This window comes from Kitasatospora sp. CM 4170 (assembly GCF_032110285.1).
Classification (GTDB): Bacteria; Actinomycetota; Actinomycetes; order Streptomycetales; family Streptomycetaceae; genus Kitasatospora; species Kitasatospora aburaviensis.
On record NZ_CP134877.1, the window covers coordinates 6,998,447 to 7,018,317 of the forward strand.

The window sequence follows — 19,871 nt, forward strand, 5'->3', positions numbered from 1 at the left end:
GCGGCGGATCAGGTCGCCGGGGAGATCACCACGGCGGTGCCGTAGGCGCAGACCTCGGTACCGATGTCGGCCGCCTGCGTGACGTCGAAGCGGAACATGAGCACCGCGTTGCCGCCCCGCGCCCTGGTCTGCTCGACCAGCCGCTCCATCGCCTCGTTGCGGCTCTCCACCAGGGTCTTCGTCAGACCCCGCAGCTCGCCGCCGACCAGCGACTTCAGGGACGCACCGATCTGGCTGCCGACGTGCCGGCTGCGGACCGTCAGCCCGAAGACCTCGCCGATCACGTGGTCGACCCGGAAGCCGGGGATGTCGTTGGTGGTCACCACCAGGACCTGGGCGTCCGGGCGCTGCCCGCCGCCGAATTCGTCGATGTTTGCCATGGGGCCATCCTGCGGGCTGTCCGCGGCCCCCGCCCAGAGGCGTGGCCGGGCCGGCCGGAGATGGCTTGGAGTAGGCGCTGGCGGGCCGGACCGTACCGGACCGGTGATCGGGCGACGGAAAAGCCGTACCGTAGCCCCATGGGCGAGCGAAGCGATCATCCACAGGGGCCGGGCGCGGCCGAGGACTCGGGCGCGCAGGAGATCGAGGCGACGGTGGTGCTGGGCCTGCGGATCACCAACTGGCCGGCGTTGCGCGCGGCCGCGATCGCGGCCGTGGAGGAGCTGGACTTCGAGGGCATCGACCCGGCCGGCCAACGCCGCGAGCTGCTGCGCGAGGTGGCCGAGGACGCCAACGCGGCGCTCGGTGCGCTGCTCCACCCGGACCGGCTGGTGGCGGCGATCCCGGGCGTCGAGGCGATCGGCGGCACGCTGGAGATCAGCGTCACCGAGGACTTCGCGCCCGACTTCGCCGAGCTCTTCCCGCTGGAGGGCGACGAGGAGGACGGCGGCGCGGCCGGGGACTGGACGCTCACCCCGCGCACCGCCTGCCTGCTCCACGCCCAGCTGCTCGGCCTGGCCGACGCGGCGTACGACGACCTGGAGGAGCACCAGGACGAACCGGTCGTGGACGGCGAGGAGGGGGACTGGACGGTCTTCGGCCGTCTGCCGCAGCGCACCTGGCGGATGCACCGGGCCTGGCGCCGGTCGATGGCCCGCGCCTTCGACGACCTCGCCGACGACCTCGCGCTCGGCGAGTGGCCGCTGCCGCGCTGTCCGGCCGAGGAGATCGCGCTGCGGATGGCCCTGGTGGACGCCCGCACGCTGCTCGGTGCGCAGCCGGAGTCGGTCGCCGACATGATGGGGGACCTGCCCGCCGACCTCTACGACTACGACTGGGACGGCTGCCGGGACGAGCTGTTCGGGGCCTACGGGCCGGACGACGGGGACCCGGAGCTGGACTCGGAGCAGCGCACCGAGCTGCTGCTGACGGCGACCCACCCGGAGGGGTGGTTCCTCGGGTACGAGGACGCGGAGGAGCGGGACAGGCAGCGGGGCTACCGGCGCTGACCGGGACCGGCCGGCGGCGCCCGCGGTGGGTGCCGCCCGGGCCGGCTCAAGCGGGCGCGGCGGGCGGGCTCCCCGGTTAGGCCCTGTCCGGCCGATCTTGCCGGGCGCACGACGCCGGGCATCCCGGCTGGACGCACGCCCGAATCGCCCAAGTACGTCCAGTACGAGGTTGATCCGGGCGCACGCCCAGCCGGGCGCGGAGTGGGGGTACCTCCCGGCCGAAGGCTGGGGGAGCCGCGCGCTGATCCGACAAGATCGACCGGGCAGGGCCTAGGCTGCGGACATGTCCGAGATGTCCGACAGCGAGGGCCGGCCCGCCGCCGACCGGGCCGCACACGCGCCTGCCGACACCGACCCGGCGGGCGGTCTGCGTGCCGACCCCGGCCGGGCTGCGGCCCCGGACGCCGACCAGGCCGCCCCCGACCCGGTACTGGAGCGGCTGGCACTCGGGCTCGACGGCGTGCAGGCCGCGCAGCGCGGGCGGACGGCAGAGGCCCGGGAGAGCTTCGAGCAGCTGTGGGACGCACTCGGCGAGAACGGCGACGTCTTCCACCGCTGCGTCCTCGCCCACTACCTGGCCGACCTCCAGGACGACCCGCACGCCGAACTGGAGTGGGACCGGCGGGCGCTGGCCGCCGCCGACTCGCTGACCGCCGAGCGGGCGCAGACCTACGAGTCCGCGCTGCAGGTCCGCGCGTTCTACCCCGCACTGCACCTCAACCTCGCCTCGGACCACCTCAAGCTCGGCGAGCCCGACCGGGCCCGCGAGGAGCTGGAACGGGCGGTGCGCAGCCTGGACGCACTGCCCGAGGACGCGTACAGCGCCGGCATCCGCGCCGCGGTCGCCGAACTGCGGCAGCGCCTGCGCTGAACCGGCGCCGGGCGCCGTGCGGACGCCAGGCCCGGGTGCCGCGCCGAAGCGCCGCACGCCGCCCCGCCGAGGGCGTGCGGAGGCCGTTGTTCAGCGTTTTTGTTCAATGACCGAGAGCCGAACTCGAACAACCCCGGTGCGCTACACCTGGAGCGCAGCACCGACCGGCGATGGGGAGAGTTCGGCAGATGACGACGCTGTGCATCGGAAACAACCGCACCGAGGAGATGGTCGGGGACCTCACCGGGATGACGCCGCTGGAGCGGGCGTTCGCCGGCTGCGGGGCCCAGCGGATGCTCTGGTTCGCCGAGGACGGCGACGTCCTGGTCCTGCCCTGGGAGCCCGAGCCGGCCTACCTCGCGTACGTCACCGGGCTCACCGGGACCAGGGCGGAGAGCCTGACGGTGGTCGTGCCGCCCGCGGGCCCGGACGGCGAGGACATCCTCACTCCGGACCGCCTCGCCGACCCGGGATTCCGCGGGGAGCTGCGCCGCGCGCTGGCCGGACGGCCGGTGCGGCGGGTGCTGGCGATCTCGCCGAACGCGGCCGTGGTCGACCTGGCCGCCGCGGTCGGGGCCGAGGACGCCGTGCCGGGGCACGCGTTCGCCGCGCAGGGCGGCAACGCGCTGGTGAACAGCAAGGCCGTGTTCCGGGCGCTGGCCGCCGGGGCCGGGGTGCCGGTGTCGCCCGGGACGGTGGCCACCTCGCCGCAGCAGGTTGAGGCGGCGGTGAACGGGCTGCTGGAGCAGGGCCACAGCGTCATGGTGAAGGTCGAGTACCAGGCGGGCGGCTTCGGCAACGAGGTCCTGACCCGCGCCGAACAGGTCGCCCCGGCCGGCGCGCAGCGGGCGGTGGAGCTGGCGGACGCCGGTGCCGTGGCCGCGTACGTGGCCGAGCGGTGGCAGTGGCTGACCGGGGGCCGCAACCAACGGGTGGTCGTGGAGCGGTACTTCGCGGACGCGGTGCCGCTGTACGCGGAGTTCTCCATCGGGGACGGAGGCTCGGTGCTCTCCGGCTGCGGCGAGATGGTGATGGACCCGGTGGTGGTCGGGGAGATCACCCCGCCGGTCACCCCGGACGCCGGCGTGCGGGCCGAACTCGTCGACCAGGCGGCGCGGTTGTGCGAGTCGCTGCGGGTGCTCGGGTACCGGGGAACGGTCAGTGCCGACGCCTTCCTCACGCCCAAGGGCGAGTTGTACTTCAGCGAGACCAACGGGCGGCTGACCGGTTCGACCCATCTGCACGACGCGCTGTTCGCCCGTCTGGTCGGGGCCGGACACCGCGCCGACCGGGTGATCCTGGAGCTGGCGGGGCTGCACGTACCGTCCTTCCCGGAGGCCGTCGCGGCGGTCGAGCGGGCCGGGCTGGCCTTCGACCCGCGGACGCGCACCGGCGTGGTGTTCAGCGCGGACTTCGGGCCGGCCGACGGCTCGGTGATGTACTGCGTGATCGCCGAGGACGCGGCGGCGGCCCGGGCCGCCGAGAGCCGCCTGCTCGCGCTGTTCGCGCGGTGACGCGCGGCAGCGGACGGGGCGGCCCGGGCGCCCCGGGAGGTGACCTCGGGGGCGGCAGCGAGAGCGACCCCGGAGGCGGCCGTCCCGCCGGCGGGTCTCCGGGGATGCGTGCGGCGGTGATCCGGCGCTACGGCGGGCCGGAGGTCCTGCGCGCGGAGACCGTGCCCGAACCCGTCGCGGGACCGGGCCAGGTCGTGATCGACGTGACCCTGGCCGGCCTCAACTACGCGGACCTGCACTGCCGCGAGGGGTCCTACGGGTGCTACCCGCTGCCCGCCGTGCTCGGCGCGGACGTGGTCGGCCGGCGGCGCGGCGACGGCCGGCGGGTCGCGGCACTGCTCCGCTCGGGCGGCGGCTATGCCGAAGTGGCCTGCGCCGAGCCGGCGTTCACGGTGGAGGTGCCGGACGGGGTGAGCGACGAGCAGGCGCTGGCGCTGCTGGAGCAGGGGGCGACGGCCTACGGTGCGCTGACCCTGTTGGGGCGGATCCGCCCGGGTGAGCGGGTCGCGGTGACGGCGGCGGCCGGCGGCGTCGGGCACCTGGCGGTGCAGTTGGCCCGGGAGCTGGGTGCGGGCCGCGTCCTCGGCGTGGCCTCGACCGAGGCGAAGCGGGACTTCGTCCGCTCGCTGGGGGCGGACGCCGTGTTCGACCCGGCGGACCCGCGGCTGGCCGAACTGCTCGGCGAGGCGGGCGGCGTGGACCTCTTCGTGGACTCGGTCGGCGGCGGGGTGCTGCGCTCCGGGCTGGCGGCGCTGGCGCCGTTCGGCAGGCTGCTGTCGGTCGGGGCGCGTGGCGGTCCGGAGGAGTCGTTCTCGGTGGCCGAGCTGGCCGAGGGGTCGGTCGGTGTGCTCGGCTTCTGGCTCCAGCACGTGCTGGACGACCGGGCGTTGTTCGCGGACGTCGCCGCGCGGCTGTTCGGGCTGGCCGAGCGGCGGCGGCTGGTGGCGCGGATCGACCGCGTCGTCCCGCTCGCCGAGGTGGCCGCCGCGCACCGGGCGATGGGTGCGCGCGAGACGATGGGCAAGGTGCTCGTGGACGTGCGGGCGTAGCACGGCCGCGGGCCCGGGGCGCCGGCGCGACCGACGGACCGGGCGGACCGGGCGCCGGCCGGCCGGCGGGGTTCGGCGGGCGGATTCCGACATCCGACCGCCGGACCCCGTCCGCCGGGGCACTGCCGGCCGGCCGTCGTCAGTAGCCGGCGACCTCGTCCAGACCGTGGCCGCGCAGCGGGACCAGGAAGCTGCGCTCGAACACCACCACGACCTCGCCGGTGGACTTGGTCCCGGTGGTGCGGCAGCTGACGATGCCCTGCCCGGTGCGGCTCTTGGAGAGCCGCTTGGCCAGCGTCTCGGTCTCCGCGTACAGGGTGTCGCCGGTGAACACCGGGTGGGTCATCCGGATGTTCTCCCAGCCGAGGTTGGCGATGGTCCGCCCGCTGGTGGAGCGGGCGGTCATCCCCCCGACGATGCTGAGCGTCACCAGGCTGGAGACGATCGGCCGCCCCCACGGGGTGTGCTCGGAATAGGCGGCGTCGATGTGCAGCGGCGCGTCGTTCATGCTGAGCATGCTCATCAGCACGTTGTCCAGCTCGGTGACGGTGCGCCCCGGGCGGTGCTCGACCACGTCGCCGACGGTGAACTCCTCGTAGTAGCGGCCGACCACCTCGCGGTAGCGCTGCTGCCCGATCCGCCGGTAGCCGACCGGCTCGGGTTCGGGCGCGGCCGCGCCCGGGAGGTCGCCGGCGGCCGCGGGGCGCAGCGCGGGGGTGTGGTGGTCTGCGGGCAGGGGTTCGGGCATGGTGCGGGTGCTCCCAGGTGTCAGAGGTCGGCGGTGAGTTCCTTGACGTGGCCGGCGAACTCGGTGATCAGGCGCTCGTCCATGTCGGCGCGCATCATCAGCCGCAGCCCGGCCTCGCCCTTGGGAACGATCGGGAAGAACACCGCCGAGCTGTAGAAGCCGCGCTCGAAGAGCTGGGCGGAGAGCTTGACGGCGCGCTCGGCGTCGCCCACGTCCACGCGCCGCACCGGCAGGCCGTTGCCGGCGAAGCTCGTCGGCAGGAGTTCGTCGAAGAGGTCGATGTTGCGGTTCAGCCTGCCCTGCAGCTCGGCCAGTTCGGGCGAACGGTGGATGGCCGCGCTGCCGAGCGAGGCGCCGACCAGGGGGAGCGCGACGTTCTGCGACCAGCCGACCGGGCCGGCGTGGCGGTGCAGGAACTCGAACTGCTCCCGGTTGCCGAGCATCGCGATGCCGCCGCCGGTGCCGAACCCCTTGCCGAGACTGGCGACGATCACCGTCAGCGGGTTCATCTCCAGCCGGGAGCGGACGAAGCCCTCGCCGCGCTCGCCCATGATGGAGAGCGAGTGGGAGTCGTCGATGTAGAGGAACAGCCCGTAGCGGTCCTGGAGTTCGAGCAGGCCGTCGAGCGCGGCCGCGCCGCCCATCGAGTACGCGCCGTCCGCCACGTAGGCGACCCGCGGGTACTTGCGGCAGATGTCCTCCAGGTAGTCGAGGTCGTTGTGCGGGCAGTTGAGGACCAGCGCCTCGTCCGCGCAGATCGGCTTCACGTAGGCCATGCAGAAGTGGCAGAACCGGTCGAAGACCATCACCCGGGGGCCGTCGCTGCTGCCGTCGCAGCGGTCGTTCAGGTGGCCGGAGGCGACCAGCGGCAGGATGCCGGCGGTGAGCGAGGTGCAGGAGGCGCCGGGGAGGACGTGCGCGCCGAACAGGTCACCCAACTCCTCCTCCAGGCGGACCAGCAGGTTGTGCCGGATCCGGGTGGTGGAGGTGACCAGCCAGGTGCTCCGGGACTCGGTGAGCGCGTCCACCGCACCGGCCGCGACCTGCGGGTGGTTGTTCAGTCCGAGGTAGGCGCAGGAGACCATGTTGGCGAACTCGTGGCCGGTCTCGCGGACGATCAGCCGGTTGTTGGACTCCGAGTCCACCTTGATGCCGATCAGGCCGTTGGCGCCGGCCGCCTGCCAGACCGGATCGGCGGTGGCGAGCATCGCCGCGGCGTTGCGGTAGCGGCGCGGGCCCTGGACGGACTCCGCGGGCTCGGTTGCCTCGGTCATCGTCACTTCTCCTTCGTCTCGTTCGGTTCGGGTGGGGCGAACTGCTCGATCAGGCGCTGCGAGGCCTCGAAGAAGGGCATGCCGACCATCACGCCGTCCACGACGGTGACCGAGCGGCCGTTCTCCCGACCCGCCTCGACCACCCGGCGGGCCCGCTCCAGCAGCTGCTCGTCCGGGCTGAACGCCTCATTGATCAGGGGGAGTTGGCGCGGGTGCACGGCGATCTTGCCGCTGAAGCCGAAGTCCCGGGCGAGTGCGGCCTCGTGGCGCAGCCCGTCCAGGTCGGCGACCTCGAAGAACGGCGCGTCCATCGCCTCCACCCCGGCGGCGCGGGCGCTGTTGACCAGCCGGCCGCGGGCGTGCGCGAGGGCGTCCCAGGAGAGCCGGGCGCCGACCGCGAACGCGTAGTCGGCCGAGCCGAAGACCAGCCCGCGCAGCCGGTGGCCGGCCGCCGCGATGGCGGGGGCGTGCTCGATGCCGAGCGGCGTCTCCACGACGGCGAGGAACTCCGTGTCCGGGCAGTCCGGTCCGAGCGCGCCGGCCGCGATCTCGATGTCGCGGGGGGACTCCGCCATTGGCACCAGCACGAGGTCCGGCTTCACCCGGTAGCGGCTGATCGCGATCAGGTCGCGCAGGCCGTCCGGCCTGCAGAGGGCGTTGATGCGCACCGCGCTCCGGGCGAGCTTCGTGGTCGGCAGGTCGAAGAACTCCTCGGCGAGCCGGCGGGCCTCCTCCTTCCGTGCGGGCGGGACCGAGTCCTCCAGGTCGACCATGGCGATATCGGCCCCGGACTGGTGGCTCTTGGCGTACCGCTCCACCGCCATCGCGGGTGTGGACAGCAGGGAACGGCAGTACCGCGTGAACTTCATGGGAAATCTCCGAAGTCAGCGAAGTCTGCGGCTCCCGGTTCTATCCCACCGGCATTGTTCGGCGCCGAGCGACTGGACATTGAACATCAACTCGGAACAACCGGCACGTGCGCCCCATTGTTTGACGCCAACGGTGCTGCGCATGATGAATCCGGGGGATGGACACCGGAAGGTCGCCACTTCGACGGAGAAGAGGACAGCAGTGCCGCGTCGGGAGAGTCCGTTGGACGAAGGGGACGGGCCGCTGCTGCGGTTCGCGAGCGATCTACGGGCGTTGCGGGACCGGGCCGGCAGCCCGCCGTACCGCCAACTGGCCGTCCGGGCCCACTGTTCGGCGGCCAGCCTCTCGGTGGCCGCGGGCGGGCGGCGGCTGCCCAGCCTCGCCGTGACGCTCGCGTACGTCCAGGCGTGCGGCGGGGACGTCCGCGAGTGGCAGCACCGCTGGCAGCTGCTGGCGGCCGAACTGGCCGCGGACACCGCCGCGCGGCGGCGTGCCCAGGACGCCGGGCGGGCCCCCTACCCCGGGGCGGCGGCCTTCGAGGCCGTGGACGCGGAGCGGTTCTTCGGGCGCGAGGCGCTGCTGGACCGGTTGGTCGGGCTGCTCGACGAGCGGCGCCTGGTGGTGGTCACCGGGCCGTCCGGTGTCGGCAAGTCCTCGCTGGTCCGGGCCGGGCTGCTGGCCCGGCTGGCCGGGGGGCCGGCCGCCGGCGTCCGGGGCGTCCGGGCGGCCGGCGGTGGGGCGACGGGGGACGGACCACCGGGTGGCGGCGTGCCGGGGCGCGGGGCCCCCGGCGGCGCGTCGGCGCACGGCGGGCACGCCGGCCGCAGGCCCGGGCGGGGGATCGGCCGCGGGACGGGTGCGGCGGGCACCGTGCCGGTGGCCCTGCTCACCCCCGGGGAGCGCCCGATGGAGGCGTACACCCTGGCGTTGGCCCGGCTCGGGCAGCGAGCCGGGGAGGCGCGGGGCGGGCGCGGCGGCCGGGCGGCGGGGGTGAGCCCGGCGGCGGGGGTGAGCCCGGCGGGCCCGGTCCTGGTGGTCGACCAGGGAGAGGAGTTACACACGCGCTGCCGGGACGCCGCGGAACGCGCGCGCTTCCTGGACACCCTGGTGGCGGTCGCGGAGGGCCGGGCGGACGGGCCCGGGGCCCACGGACCCGGTACGGGCGGACTCGGGGCGGACGCGTTCGGGGGCGGCGGGCTCGGCGAAGCAGGCACCGGGCCCGCCGGCGTCGGGCCGTGCCGGGTGGTGCTGGTGCTCCGGTCCGACCAGGCGGCCGCGCTCCAGGCGGAGCACCGCGGGCTGGCCGCGGTCGTCCGCGGCGCCGTCCTGGACGTCGGCCAGCCGGCGCCGGACGAACTGCGCCGGGCGATCACCGAGCCGGCGCTCCGGGCCGGCTGCACCGTCGAGGGCGCCCTGCTCGCCGTCCTGATCTCCACTGCCGCCCGGCAGCCCGGCGCGTTGCCGCTGCTGTCGGCCGCCCTGTTGGAGACCTGGCGCAGGCGCAGCGGCAACGCGCTCACCCTGGCCGGCTTCCAGGCCACCGGCGGGTTCGAGGGGGCGCTGGCCCGCACCGCCGAGGCGTTGTTCAACGGGCTGGACCCGGCGGACCGGGAGCGGGCGAAGGCGGTGTTCCTGCGGCTCGGCGGCCGGCCGCCGACGGGGGCCGCCGGCGACGGCGCGCGCCAGCCCGTCGGACGCCGGGAGTTCGACGATCCGGGCGTCCCCGCCGTGCTCGAACGACTGGTCCGGGCCCGGCTGGTGGTGCTGGACCGGGACACCGTGGAGCTGGCCCATCACGCGCTGCCGCAGGCCTGGCCCCGGCTCCGCGACTGGCTGGCCGAGGGGCGCGAGACGATCGTCGAACACCGCCGGCTCGCCGAGGCGGCACGCAGCTGGGCGACGGCCGACCGCGACCCGGAACTGCTCTACCGCGGCGGACGGCTGGAGGCGGTCCGGCGGCAGGTGGCGGCCGGCGAACTGGTGCCGGGCGGCGTCGAGCGCGCATTCCTGGCGGCCGCCGTCCGTGCGGCGGCGGCCGACCGGCGCCGGGCCCGGCGGCAGAGCCTGGCCGTGGCCGGGATCGCGGCGGCCGGCGGGGCGCTGCTGACCCTGGCGAGCGGGAGCCGGATCCGCCGCGTCCTGCGGGTTTGATCAGCCTCGGGAAAGCGGCGTCGAACAACGGGGCGGTCAATCACCGGGCCGGTCGGACGGGGCCGGAATGTCGATCACTCCCTTGCGTGGCCGTCGGGCGGCCGGGTAGCTTGGCGATCGATCCCGGCTCACGCAATCCGTGAATTCGCCTGCCCGGCCGGTGATTTCGCGTCCGTCGTGGCCGGCCTCGGCCGGGTCGGCGGTTTCTCCGAGGTCCGAGGTAATTCCACCGCCGGAGCGGTCCGTTCGGTATCCGCTTCAGCCGGACGTTCTCGTTCTTCCCCGCCGATACCGATGTTCAGCCGATTCCGCCTGCCCGCCGTTCGCTGTCCGATCCGTTCCCATTCCGCGCTGTTCACCACGTGTCAAGGGGGAGTCATGTCCGAGTCGACCCGCCCGGCTGCGCCGGCCCGTCCGGTCCACAGCTGGGACGAGTTCACCACGCTGCGCGAGGTGGTGGTCGGCACCGCCGTGGGCGCCCGGCTGCCCGAGCAGACCGACCCGTCGTCCTGGCTCTCCTGCTTCCCGAAGACCAGTGCCGCCGAGCTCGCCGCGATCGAGGTCGGCGCCTACCCGCAGCAGGTCGTGGAGGAGACCGAGGAGGACCTCGACGCGCTGGTCGCCACCCTCCGCGGTCTGGGCGTGACCGTCCACCAGCCCCGGGCCGTCGACCACGCGGCCGCCTTCTCCGCGCCCGGCTGGAAGGCCGAGGGCGGCTTCCACTCCTACTGCCCGCGCGACCTCACGCTGGTCGTCGGGGAGACGGTGATCGAGGTGGCGAGCCCGATGCGCCACCGCTACTTCGAAGTCTTCGGCCTGCGCGACCTCTTCCAGGAGTACCTGCTCGGCGGCGCCCGCTGGCTCTGCGCGCCGCGGCCCCGACTCGACGACGGACTCTTCGAGTTCGACGCCGACGGCCTGCCGCTGCTGGGCGAGGCCGAGCCCGTCTTCGACGCCGCCAACGTGCTCCGGCTCGGCCGTGACGTCTTCTACCAGGTCTCCCGCAGCGGCAACGAACTCGGCCTGAAGTGGCTGGAATCCACCCTCGGCCTGCTGGGCGACCTCAGACTCCACCCGCTGCGCGACATCTACGGCTACACCCACATCGACAGCACCATCGCGCTGCTGCGTCCGGGGCTGGTGCTGCTCAACCCGGAGCGGATCAGCCCGGAGACGGTGCCCGAGCCGCTGCGCGGCTGGGACGTCCTCTGGTGCCCGCCCGCCGAGCCGTCGGCGGACTCGCCCGAGCACGCGCTCAGCGAGAGCTGGATCAGCATGAACCTCCTGATGATCAGCCCGGACACGGCGATCGTGGAGTCGGAGCAGCACAGCCTGATCAAGCAGCTGGAGCACGCCGGGATCACCGTCCTGCCGCACCGGCTGCGGCACTCGCGGGTGCTCGGCGGCGGGTTCCACTGCGTGACGCTGGACATCCGGCGCGACGGCGGCCTGGAGGACTACCTCTCCTGAGCGCGCCCCCGCCGACCGGCCTCGGCCGTACCGCCGCGGCCGGTCCTCCGGCTGCAGCCGCGCCTGCGGTGATCGTCGCGGAGCGGGGGCTGGCATGCTTGACGGGTGACTTCTCCGTTCGATGCCCCCGTCCCTGCCCCTGCTCCCGAGGACCGCGACGCGCGGCCGCAGTACGTGCTCCCGCTGCTGGTCCGGTTGGAGAAGGCGACCCCGCCCGGGCGGACCGACGCGCTGGAGACCTCGGCGCGCGCCGTGCTCACCCTGCTGGCCGACCCCCGGGTCACCGAGGCGGACGGCGAGTGGGCGGAGCGGGTGGCGGCCTGGGAGGACGCCCGGATCCGCAAGGTGGTCCGCCGGGCGCGGGGCGGCGAGTGGCGCAAGGCCGGCGAGCTGCCGGGCATCACGGTGACCGGGCAGGAGGCCGAGGTGCGGGTGTTCCCGCCGGTCCCGCTCGACGGCTGGCCGAAGGAGCTCGCGAAGCTCCAGGTCTCCGGTACCGACCTGGAGGAGGCCGGTCCGGTGGACGCCGCCGAGGCGGGGCTTCCGGTGCTCTGGCTGAACCCGGAGCTGGAGATGAGCGCGGGGAAGACCATGGCGCAGACCGGCCACGCCGCCCAGCTCGCCTGGTGGCGCCTGACCGACGCGCAGCGCAAGGAGTGGGCCGAGTCCGGCTTCGCCCTGGCGGTCCGCACGGCCACGCCCGAGGCCTGGGCGGAGCTGGTGGCGAGCGGGCTGCCGCTGGTCCAGGACGCCGGCTTCACCGAGATCGCCCCGGGCAGCTGCACGGTCGTCGCCGACCACCCGGCGCTGCGCGGCTGACGGCGGCGGGCGACCGTCCTCCGCCGATCGCGCCCGTGCGAGGGCTCGGGCGGTTCAGCCGGCGTGGCGGCGGATCGAGCGGAGCCCGCCGTAGGCCGCGGCGGCGGTCCAGAGTGCCATGATCAGCAGCCCGGTCCAGTGTCCGTAGTGGACGGCCGGGTCCGCCTGGGTCTGCATCGCGTACAGCCCGGCCCGGTCGGGGAGGAACCGGCCCACCTCGCTCACCCCCGGGATCGCGGCCAGGAAGGTCGTGCCGAGGAAGAGCATCGGAGTCAGCAGCCCGAGCGCCGCGGTGAAGTTGCGCATCACGGCGGTCAGGCCGAGGCAGAGCACCACCAGCAGCGGGTGGTAGAGCACACCGGCGAGGAAGCTGCGCCCGAGGCCCGGGGTGGACGGGTCGAGGCCGACGGTGGTGGCGACCGCGAGGAACGAGCCCGCGGTGGAGACCAGCCCCACCAGCAGCCCCAGCCCGGCACCGAACGCCAGTTTCGCGCCGTAGAGGCGCCCGCGCCGGGGGACGGCGGTGAGCGAGACGCCGATCATGCGGGTGTTGAACTCCTGCCCGAGCAGCAGGACTCCGATGCAGGCGACGGCGACGTGACCGAAGAGCAGGCCGTAGTAGATCCCGCCCGCCGGGTCCTCGCCGGGCGTGTGGTCGACCTGGCCGTACGCGAGGTTGACGAGCGTGGTGATGCCGACGGTGAGCGCGACGGCGACGAGCGGGGTGATCCACTGGGACCGGAGCGTGGTGAACTTGACCCGCTCGGAGCGGAGCACCGCGAGGGCGGAGGTCATCGGTTTCCTCTTCTGAACTGTTCCGGACTGTTCCGGGCTGTTCCGGGGACGGGCGACGGGTAGGTCAGGCGGCGTGGCGGCGGATCGAGCGGAGCCCGCCGTAGGCCGCGGCGGCGGTCCAGAGCGCCATGATCAGCAGCCCGGTCCAGTGCCCGTAGCCGACCGCCGGGTCGTCGGCGTAGCGCAGCGCGTACTGGCCGGCGCGGTCCGGGAGGAACTGGACCACGTGCCGCACGCCCGGTACGCCGGAGAGCAGCGGCGAGAGCAGGAAGATGCTCGGTACCAACAAGCCCATCGCCGCGGTGAGGTTGCGCATCACGGCGGTCAGGCCGAGGCAGAGCACCGTCAGCAGCACCGGGTAGAGCACCCCGGCCGTGGCGCTGCGGACCAGGGCCGGTCCGTCCCAGGGGCCGGGCACGAAGGCGGCGTACCCGGCGAAGGAGCCGGCCGTCCCGACCGCACCGACCGCCAGGGCGACGAGCGCGCCGACCGCCAGCTTCGCGCCGTAGAGGCGCCCGCGCCGGGGGACGGCGGCCAGTGAGACGCCGATCATGCGGGTGTTGAACTCCTGCCCGAACAACAGGATTCCGAAGCAGGCGAGGGCGGCCTGGCCGAAGTTGAGGCCGTAGTGGACGCCGACGCCGGGGTCGTCGGTGAGGCTGGCGTCCGCACCGCCGACCGCCGCCGCGACGGCGGTGCCGACCCCGGCGGTGAGCAGTGCCGAGAGCACCGGGGTGATCCAGAGCGAGCGGAGGGTGGTGAGCTTGATCCCCTCGGCGCGCAGGACGTCGAGCACGTCCGGCGCAGTGGCCGCGCCGACGGCGGCGCCCGTCGTGGCGGCCGTGACCGCCGGCATGATCGGGGCGCTCATGCCGCCACCGCCCGGTACTCGACGCTGTCGGCGGTCATCCGCATGAACGCCTCCTCCAGCGAGTCCTGTTGGACGGCGATCTCGTACAGCACCACGCCGCCCGCCGCCGCCAGGGCGGCGAGCCGCTCGGGTTCGGCGCCGCTGACCTCCCAGGCGCCGCCGTCCACCGGCTCCGCGTCCAGACCGGAGTCGCGCATCAGCGCGGACAGCTTCTCCGGGTTCACCGCACGCACCCGGATCCGGGTGCGGCCGTGCCGGTCGATGAACTCCGTGGTGGCGGCGTCCGCGAGCAGCCGGCCCCGCCCGATCACCACCAGGTGGTCGGCGGTGAGGGCCATCTCCGTCATCAGGTGCGAGGAGACCAGCACCGAGCGCCCCTCGGCGGCCAGACCGCGCAGCAGGGTGCGGATCCACCGGATGCCCTCCGGGTCGAGCCCGTTCACCGGCTCGTCGAGCATCAGCACCGGTGGGTCGCCGAGCAACGCGGCGGCCACGCCGAGGCGTTGGCGCATGCCGAGGGAGAAGCCGCGGATCCGGCGGTCGGCCGCGTCGGTGAGGCCGACCTGGGCGAGCACCTCGTCCACCCGGCGCTTCGGCAGGGCGTTGCTGGCGGCGAGCCAGCGCAGGTGGCCGCGGGCCGTCCGGCCGCCGTGCAGGGCCTGCGGATCGAGCAGCGCGCCCACCCGACGCAGCGGGTCGGGCAGTTCGGCGTACGGGCGGCCGTCCACCAGGGTGCGGCCGGCGGTCGGCCGCTCCAGCCCGAGGATCATCCGCATGGTGGTGCTCTTGCCCGCGCCGTTCGGGCCGAGGAATCCCGTCACCACGCCGGGCCGGACCTCGAAGTCGAGGTCGTCGACCACCCGCGTGCCGTCGTACTCCTTGCTGAGGCCCTGGACCTGGATCACGGTCGCTCTCCTGTGCCGTCTGTGTGTCTGCCGGCCGCCGTGCTCGGGGCCGTCACCATTCGACCGGAGCGGACCACCCCGGCGGATCCCGCCGGGGAGTGGACGGCCCTCCCTCCCGGGAGGGAGGCCGCTCGCGCCGCTGACCTGGCAGGATGGCCGAATGCCCCGCATATTCGCCCCACTGCTGAGCGCCGCCGTCTACACGCGGCTGATGCACCTGCTCATCGGCTGGATCTTCGTCGGCGTGGTTCTGATGGTCTATCCGGGAACGGAGGGCCGGACCCTCGGCGGGATCGTGCTGCGGGCGGCTCCGGTGGACGCCGCACTGCTCGTGCTGGCGGCCCTGGTGCCCGCGATGCGCCGCGCCGAGGGCGTGCAGGCCCGGCTGCTGCTGATGCCCGACCGGGAACAGGACATCGCCGCCGAGCCGTCCCGCACCTGGGCCGACCGGCGGCGGACCGCGGTGTGGCTGATCGGGCGGACGCTCCTCGGCTCGGTCGTCGGGGTGGCCTGCCTCCTGGGGGCGATGGCCGTCTGCGATCTGCTGTTCCGGCCGGAGCCGGACCTCTACGGCGTCCGGTTCCCGGCCCGCACGGGGCTGTCGTGGTACCAGCTGCTGGCGCCGGTCCTGCTGTTCGGACTCGGCTGGCTGATCGTCTGGGCGGGACGCCTCCAACTCGCCATGGCGACCAGGCTCCTGGGGCCGTCGCAGGCCGAACGGCTGGCCGCCGCCGAACTTCGGGCCGAACGGCTGCTGGAGCGCAACCTGTTGGCACGGGAGCTGCACGACTCCATCGGCCACGCACTGACGGTGACGGTCATTCAGGCCGGTGCGGCGCGTGAGGTCGGCGATCCGGCGTTCGTCGCCAAGGCGCTCGAAGTCATCGAGGAGACCGGGCGCCGGGCCATGGACGACCTGGAGCGCACCCTCGTCCTGCTCCGCGACACCGGCGACCGCCCCGGCGGCGCGGGCTCCGCCGGTGAGAGCGGGGACGCCCGCGAGCGCCCCGGCGTCGAGCAGCTCCCCGCCCTCTTCGCGACGGCGCGTGCGGCCGGAAGCCAGGTCGAGGCGTGGATCGACGTGCCGTCCGGGAGGCTGCCGGGCGTGCTCTCCCGCGAGGGCTACCGGATCGTCCAGGAGGGTGTCACCAACGCCCTCAAGTACGCACCCGGGCAGCCGATCAGCATCCGGATGGCCGTGCGCGAGGGCGCGTTCGAGCTGCGCTGCGCCAACGCCGCGGGCCCGGCGGCGCACGGTCGCCCGGCACCGCGCCGCGGCGGGAAGGGCCTGCGCGGCATCCGGGAACGGGCCGTGCTGCTCGGCGGCGAGGCGTCGGCCGGGACCGATGCGGAGTCGGGCGAGTGGGTGCTGGCCGTGCGCGTCCCCCTACGCTTGGGCGCGTGATGATCGACATTCTGCTGGCCGACGACGAGGAACTGGTCCGGGCGGGCCTGCGGGCCGTCCTGGAGGCCCAGGGCGACCTGAAGGTGGTCGGCGAGGCCGCCGACGGGGCCGAGGCGGTCGCGCTGGCCCGCGAACTGCGCCCGCACGTGGTGCTGATGGACGTCCGGATGCCGGGCACGGACGGCCTGGCCGCCACCCGGGCGCTGGTCGGTCCGGGCCCCGGTGCGGCCGGAGGTGAGGGCCGGTCGGAGCAGGCCCCGAAGATCCTGGTCGTCACCACCTTCGAGAACGACGACTACGTCTACCAGGCGCTGCGGGCGGGCGCCGACGGGTTCCTGCTGAAGCGCTCGCGCCCCGTCGAGATCGCCCAGGCCGTCCGGCTGGTCGCCGCGGGCGAGTCGCTGCTCTTCCCGGCCGCGATCCGCCGCCTGGCCGTCGGCCAGGGCAACCGCGCCGCGCGCGAGACCCTGGAGCGCGCCGCCCTGACCGGGCGCGAGGCGGAGGTGCTGCGCCTGATGGCCCGCGGACTGGCCAACGGGGAGATCGCCGAGCAGCTGTTCCTCGGGGTGCAGACGGTGAAGACGCACGTCAGCAGCGTGCTGGCGAAGCTCGGTGCCCGGGACCGCACCCAGGCGGTGATCGCGGCGTACGAGGCCGGCTTCGTGGAGCCGTCGGAGTAGGCCCGGGGCCGATCGGGCCGTCCGGGCGCTCGGCCCCGCGCCGGGGCGGCGGGGTCAGGCCGGGTAGGCGTGCGTCTGGGCGGCCTTGACCGAGGCCCAGACGATGGCGCCGGGGGCGAGGTCCAGCTCGGCTGCGGCGGCGGGCGTCAGGTCGGCGGCCATCGAGAGGGCGCCGGTCAGGTCGGCGCGGACCTGGTCGCCGTGCAGGTCCAGACCCGCCACCTCCAGCTCCCAGACGTTGCGGGCGCTGGACTGCGGCTTCTCCCGGTACAGCGTCACCGCCGACGGCGGGAAGGCCACGAAGGCGGCGCCGGACAGCTCCTCGGTGGTGGCCAGCTCGGTGCCGTCCGCCAGCGTGACCCGGTGGCCGTCCGCCGTGCCCTGGTAGAGGTTGAGGCCGACCAGGCGGGCGATGTAGTCGGTGCGCGGACGGCGCGCGATCTCGGCCGGGCTGCCGGACTGCACCTCGCGCCCGTCCTCGATCACCACCAGCCGGTCGGCCAGCACCATCGCGTCCAGCGGGTCGTGCGTCACCAGCACCGCCACCGCCTCGAACTCGGCGAGGTGGCGCCGCAGCTGCGAGCGCACGTCGAGGCGGGTGCGGGCGTCCAGGGCGGCCAGCGGTTCGTCGAGCAGCAGCAGCCGGGGCCGGACGGCCAGCGCGCGGGCGAGCGCCACCCGCTGCGCCTGGCCCCCGGAGAGGCGGCCCGGCCGGACGCCGGCGTGCTCGGCCAGGCCCATCCGCTGCAGCCAGTCGGCCGCCTCGGCGCGGGCCTCGCGCTTGGGCCGGCCCTGGCAGCGCGGGCCGAAGGCGACGTTGTCGAGCGCGCTGAGGTGCGGGAAGAGCAGGTAGTCCTGGAACACCACACCGACCGGGCGCTCCTCGGCGGGGGTGTGCAGCCGCTCGGCCGGGTCCTCCAGGACGCGGCCGTCCAGCCGCAGGTGGCCGCCGGTGAGCGGGAGCAGACCGGCGAGCGCGCGCAGGGCCGTGGACTTGCCGGCGCCGTTCGGCCCGAGCAGGGCGACCACCTCGCCGGGGGCGGCGGTCAGCGCGAGGTCGAGGCTGAAGGCGGTGCGGTCCACCCGCAGCCGGGCGTCGAGGGCGGGGGCGGCGGCAGTCACGGTGTGGGCTTCCAGGGCTTCGCAGGGCGCGGGACGGGCGCGGGGTCCGGTACGGGGGGTGCGGGGCGGGGGAGCCCGGCGGGGCGGGCGGGCTGCAGCGGGCTCACGGGGTCGACAGCCAGCGCTCGCGCAGCCCGACCAGGACGGCGACGGAGACCACCAGCAGCACCAGCGAGAGCGCGATCGCCGCCTCCGGCTCGCGCTCCATGGCGAGGTAGACGGCCAGCGGCATCGTCTGCGTCCGGCCCGGGAAGTTGCCCGCGAAGGTGATCGTCGCCCCGAACTCGCCCAGTGCCCGCGCCCAGGCCAGGACGGCGCCCGCGCCGATGCCGGGCGCGATCAGCGGCAGGGTGACCCGCCGGAAGGCGGTCAGCCGCGAGGCCCCCAGGGTGGCGGCCGCCTCCTCGTAGCGCGGGTCGGCGGCCCGCAGCGCACCCTCGACACTGATCACCAGGAACGGCATCGCCACGAACGTCTCGGCGACGATCACACCGGTGGTGGTGAACGGCAGGGTGATGCCGAAGACGGAGTCCAGCCACGAGCCGACGATGCCGCGCCGCCCGAGCACCAGCAGCAGCGCCACGCCGCCCACCACCGGCGGCAGCACCAGGGGCAGGGTCACCAGCGCCCGGACGAGCCGGCGCCCGGGCAGCTCGGTGCGGGCCAGCAGCCAGGCCAGCGGCACCCCGAGCACCAGCGACACCCCCGTCGCCGCCGTCGCGCAGACGAGCGACAGGCGCAGCGCGTCCCAGACCTCGGTGCTGGTGAGCTGGTCGGACAGGCTGCTCCAGGGCGCCCGGACCAGCAGTCCGACCAGCGGCAGGGTCAGGAACGCCAGCCCGAGCAGCGCCGGGAGCAGCAGCGCGACCGGGACGCGGTTCGCGCGCCGCCGCCGGGGCGGCAGGCCCGTACCCGGGACTGCGACCCCGGCGTCCGGCCGGGTGGTGCGGGGGCTCACGGCGCCTGGAACCCCGCCGCGGTGAGCACCTGCTGCGCCTCGGCCGACCCGATGTAGGCGACGAAGGCGGCCGCGCCGTCCTTGTTCGGCGCCTTGGCCAGGGCGGCGATCGGGTAGTCGTTCACGGCCTTGGCGGCCTCGGGGAAGTCCACGCCGTCGATCTTCGCAGCATCGGCCTTCACATCGGTCTTGTACACCAGCGAGGCGTCGACCTCGCCCAGCTCGACCTTGGTCAGCGCACCCTTGACGTCCTGCTCCAGGGTGACCGGGGTGAGCTCGACGCCGGCCGCCTTGAGCGCGGTCTGCGCGGCGGCGCCGCACGGCACCTCCTTCGCGCAGAGCGCGACCTTGACGCCGGGGGAGGAGAGGTCCTTGAGCCCCGCGACGTGCTTGGGGTTGCCCTTGGGCACGGCGATGGTGAGCGTGTTCTTCACGAAGGTCTTCGGCGTGCCGGCGGCGCCGCCCGCGTCACTGACCGTCTTCATCGTGGCCGGGCTGGCCGCGGCGAACACGTCGGCGGGGGCACCGGAGTTGATGCTGGTGGCGAGGCTGGAGCTGCCGCCGAAGTTGAACGTGACCTTGGCGCCCGGGTTGGCGGCCTCGAACTTCTTGCCGAGCTCGGTGAAGCTCTCCTTGAGCGAGGCGGCGGCGAAGACGGTGATCGCGCCGGAGGCCTTGGGGACGTCGGCCGACGGGGCGGCAGAGGATCCGGCGCCCGCGGTGGCGCCGCTGGACGCGGTGCCGGTGGCGCCGGTGTCCGAGGACTTCGTGTCGCCGTCGCTGCCGCAGGCGGTGATCCCGAGGCTGAGGACGAGAGCCGCTGCGGCAACGACGGCGAGTCTGCGGGTGCGGGCGGTGGGCGTGGTGTCGCTGCTCATCGTGCTGATCCCTCCGGGGCGCGCCGGACGGGGCGCGGTGTCA

19 protein-coding genes are annotated in these 19,871 nt (G+C 74.7%); 9 read left to right on the forward strand and 10 right to left on the reverse strand.

All coding sequences use genetic code 11. From position 1 onward, the window contains the following. Nucleotides 1-8 precede the first annotated feature (8 nt). Entirely contained in the window at nt 9-380 is a 372-nt protein-coding gene (locus RMN57_RS29525) for a YbjQ family protein (protein WP_313766327.1), read from the reverse strand. Nucleotides 381-518: 138 nt separating this feature from the next. Between RMN57_RS29525 and RMN57_RS29530 the strand changes: the two genes are divergently transcribed. From RMN57_RS29530 to RMN57_RS29545, 4 genes are all read left to right on the forward strand, one after another. Beyond that, nucleotides 519-1,448, forward strand: coding sequence for a hypothetical protein (locus RMN57_RS29530; protein ID WP_313766328.1), 930 nt, complete (start codon nt 519-521; stop codon nt 1,446-1,448). A gap of 283 nt (nt 1,449-1,731) precedes the next feature. Continuing rightward, nucleotides 1,732-2,319, forward strand: a complete 588-nt coding sequence (locus RMN57_RS29535; protein WP_313766329.1) for a hypothetical protein — start codon at nt 1,732-1,734, stop codon at nt 2,317-2,319. 188 nt (nt 2,320-2,507) lie between these two features. Continuing rightward, the gene (locus RMN57_RS29540; protein ID WP_313766330.1) at nt 2,508-3,833 is read left to right on the forward strand and encodes a peptide ligase PGM1-related protein; all 1,326 of its coding nucleotides are present in this window, start codon (nt 2,508-2,510) and stop codon (nt 3,831-3,833) included. Between the two features lie 116 nt (nt 3,834-3,949). After that, complete coding sequence (locus tag RMN57_RS29545; protein WP_313766331.1) at nt 3,950-4,882, forward strand: zinc-binding dehydrogenase; 933 nt, start codon at nt 3,950-3,952, stop codon at nt 4,880-4,882. 139 nt (nt 4,883-5,021) lie between these two features. On the opposite strand, the gene RMN57_RS29550 is transcribed toward RMN57_RS29545, so the two are convergent. From RMN57_RS29550 to RMN57_RS29560, 3 genes are read right to left on the reverse strand one after another with little or no spacing between them, the layout of a single operon-like run. Next, nucleotides 5,022-5,630, reverse strand: coding sequence for a MaoC family dehydratase (locus RMN57_RS29550; RefSeq protein ID WP_313766332.1), 609 nt, complete (start codon nt 5,628-5,630; stop codon nt 5,022-5,024). 20 nt (nt 5,631-5,650) lie between these two features. Further along, nucleotides 5,651-6,904, reverse strand: a complete 1,254-nt coding sequence (locus RMN57_RS29555; RefSeq protein ID WP_313766333.1) for an aminotransferase class I/II-fold pyridoxal phosphate-dependent enzyme — start codon at nt 6,902-6,904, stop codon at nt 5,651-5,653. Between the two features lie 2 nt (nt 6,905-6,906). After that, on the reverse strand, nt 6,907-7,773 hold the full coding sequence (locus tag RMN57_RS29560) for a CoA ester lyase (RefSeq protein WP_313766334.1): 867 nt from the start codon (nt 7,771-7,773) through the stop codon (nt 6,907-6,909). A gap of 223 nt (nt 7,774-7,996) precedes the next feature. Between RMN57_RS29560 and RMN57_RS29565 the strand changes: the two genes are divergently transcribed. From RMN57_RS29565 to RMN57_RS29575, 3 genes are all read left to right on the forward strand, one after another. Further along, a complete protein-coding gene (locus tag RMN57_RS29565; RefSeq protein ID WP_313766335.1) occupies nt 7,997-9,925 on the forward strand; it encodes an ATP-binding protein in 1,929 nt (642 codons plus the stop codon). A 378-nt stretch (nt 9,926-10,303) separates the two neighbouring features. Continuing rightward, nucleotides 10,304-11,395, forward strand: coding sequence for an inosamine-phosphate amidinotransferase 1 (locus RMN57_RS29570; RefSeq protein WP_313766336.1), 1,092 nt, complete (start codon nt 10,304-10,306; stop codon nt 11,393-11,395). Nucleotides 11,396-11,500: 105 nt separating this feature from the next. Next, on the forward strand, nt 11,501-12,214 hold the full coding sequence (locus RMN57_RS29575; protein WP_313766337.1) for an aminoacyl-tRNA hydrolase: 714 nt from the start codon (nt 11,501-11,503) through the stop codon (nt 12,212-12,214). A gap of 54 nt (nt 12,215-12,268) precedes the next feature. Here RMN57_RS29575 and RMN57_RS29580 read toward each other — a convergent pair whose 3' ends face one another. From RMN57_RS29580 to RMN57_RS29590, 3 genes are all read right to left on the reverse strand, one after another. Next, nucleotides 12,269-13,009 carry a hypothetical protein gene (locus RMN57_RS29580; RefSeq protein WP_313766338.1) on the reverse strand — a complete coding sequence of 247 codons (741 nt, stop codon included), beginning with the start codon at nt 13,007-13,009 and terminating at the stop codon, nt 12,269-12,271. Nucleotides 13,010-13,073: 64 nt separating this feature from the next. After that, nucleotides 13,074-13,880: a hypothetical protein gene (locus tag RMN57_RS29585; protein WP_313766339.1), complete on the reverse strand. Its 807-nt coding sequence runs from the start codon at nt 13,878-13,880 to the stop codon at nt 13,074-13,076. Continuing rightward, nucleotides 13,877-14,785: an ABC transporter ATP-binding protein gene (locus tag RMN57_RS29590; protein WP_313766340.1), complete on the reverse strand. Its 909-nt coding sequence runs from the start codon at nt 14,783-14,785 to the stop codon at nt 13,877-13,879. Before RMN57_RS29590 ends, RMN57_RS29585 begins: the two co-directional genes overlap by 4 nt. Nucleotides 14,786-14,945: 160 nt before the next feature. On the opposite strand from RMN57_RS29590, the gene RMN57_RS29595 reads away from it, so the two are divergent. Both RMN57_RS29595 and RMN57_RS29600 read left to right on the forward strand, forming a co-directional pair. Further along, nucleotides 14,946-16,190, forward strand: coding sequence for a histidine kinase (locus RMN57_RS29595; RefSeq protein WP_313766341.1), 1,245 nt, complete (start codon nt 14,946-14,948; stop codon nt 16,188-16,190). Next, complete coding sequence (locus RMN57_RS29600; RefSeq protein WP_313766342.1) at nt 16,187-16,870, forward strand: response regulator transcription factor; 684 nt, start codon at nt 16,187-16,189, stop codon at nt 16,868-16,870. The genes RMN57_RS29595 and RMN57_RS29600 overlap by 4 nt, the downstream gene beginning before the upstream one ends. A gap of 54 nt (nt 16,871-16,924) precedes the next feature. Here RMN57_RS29600 and RMN57_RS29605 read toward each other — a convergent pair whose 3' ends face one another. The 3 genes from RMN57_RS29605 to modA form a co-directional block, all read right to left on the reverse strand. Then, entirely contained in the window at nt 16,925-17,992 is a 1,068-nt protein-coding gene (locus RMN57_RS29605) for an ABC transporter ATP-binding protein (RefSeq protein WP_313766343.1), read from the reverse strand. 103 nt (nt 17,993-18,095) lie between these two features. Further along, a complete protein-coding gene (locus RMN57_RS29610) occupies nt 18,096-18,950 on the reverse strand; it encodes an ABC transporter permease (RefSeq protein WP_380233481.1) in 855 nt (284 codons plus the stop codon). Continuing rightward, nucleotides 18,947-19,828 carry a molybdate ABC transporter substrate-binding protein gene (gene modA, locus RMN57_RS29615; RefSeq protein ID WP_313766344.1) on the reverse strand — a complete coding sequence of 294 codons (882 nt, stop codon included), beginning with the start codon at nt 19,826-19,828 and terminating at the stop codon, nt 18,947-18,949. The genes RMN57_RS29610 and modA overlap by 4 nt, the downstream gene beginning before the upstream one ends. Nucleotides 19,829-19,871 lie beyond the last annotated feature (43 nt).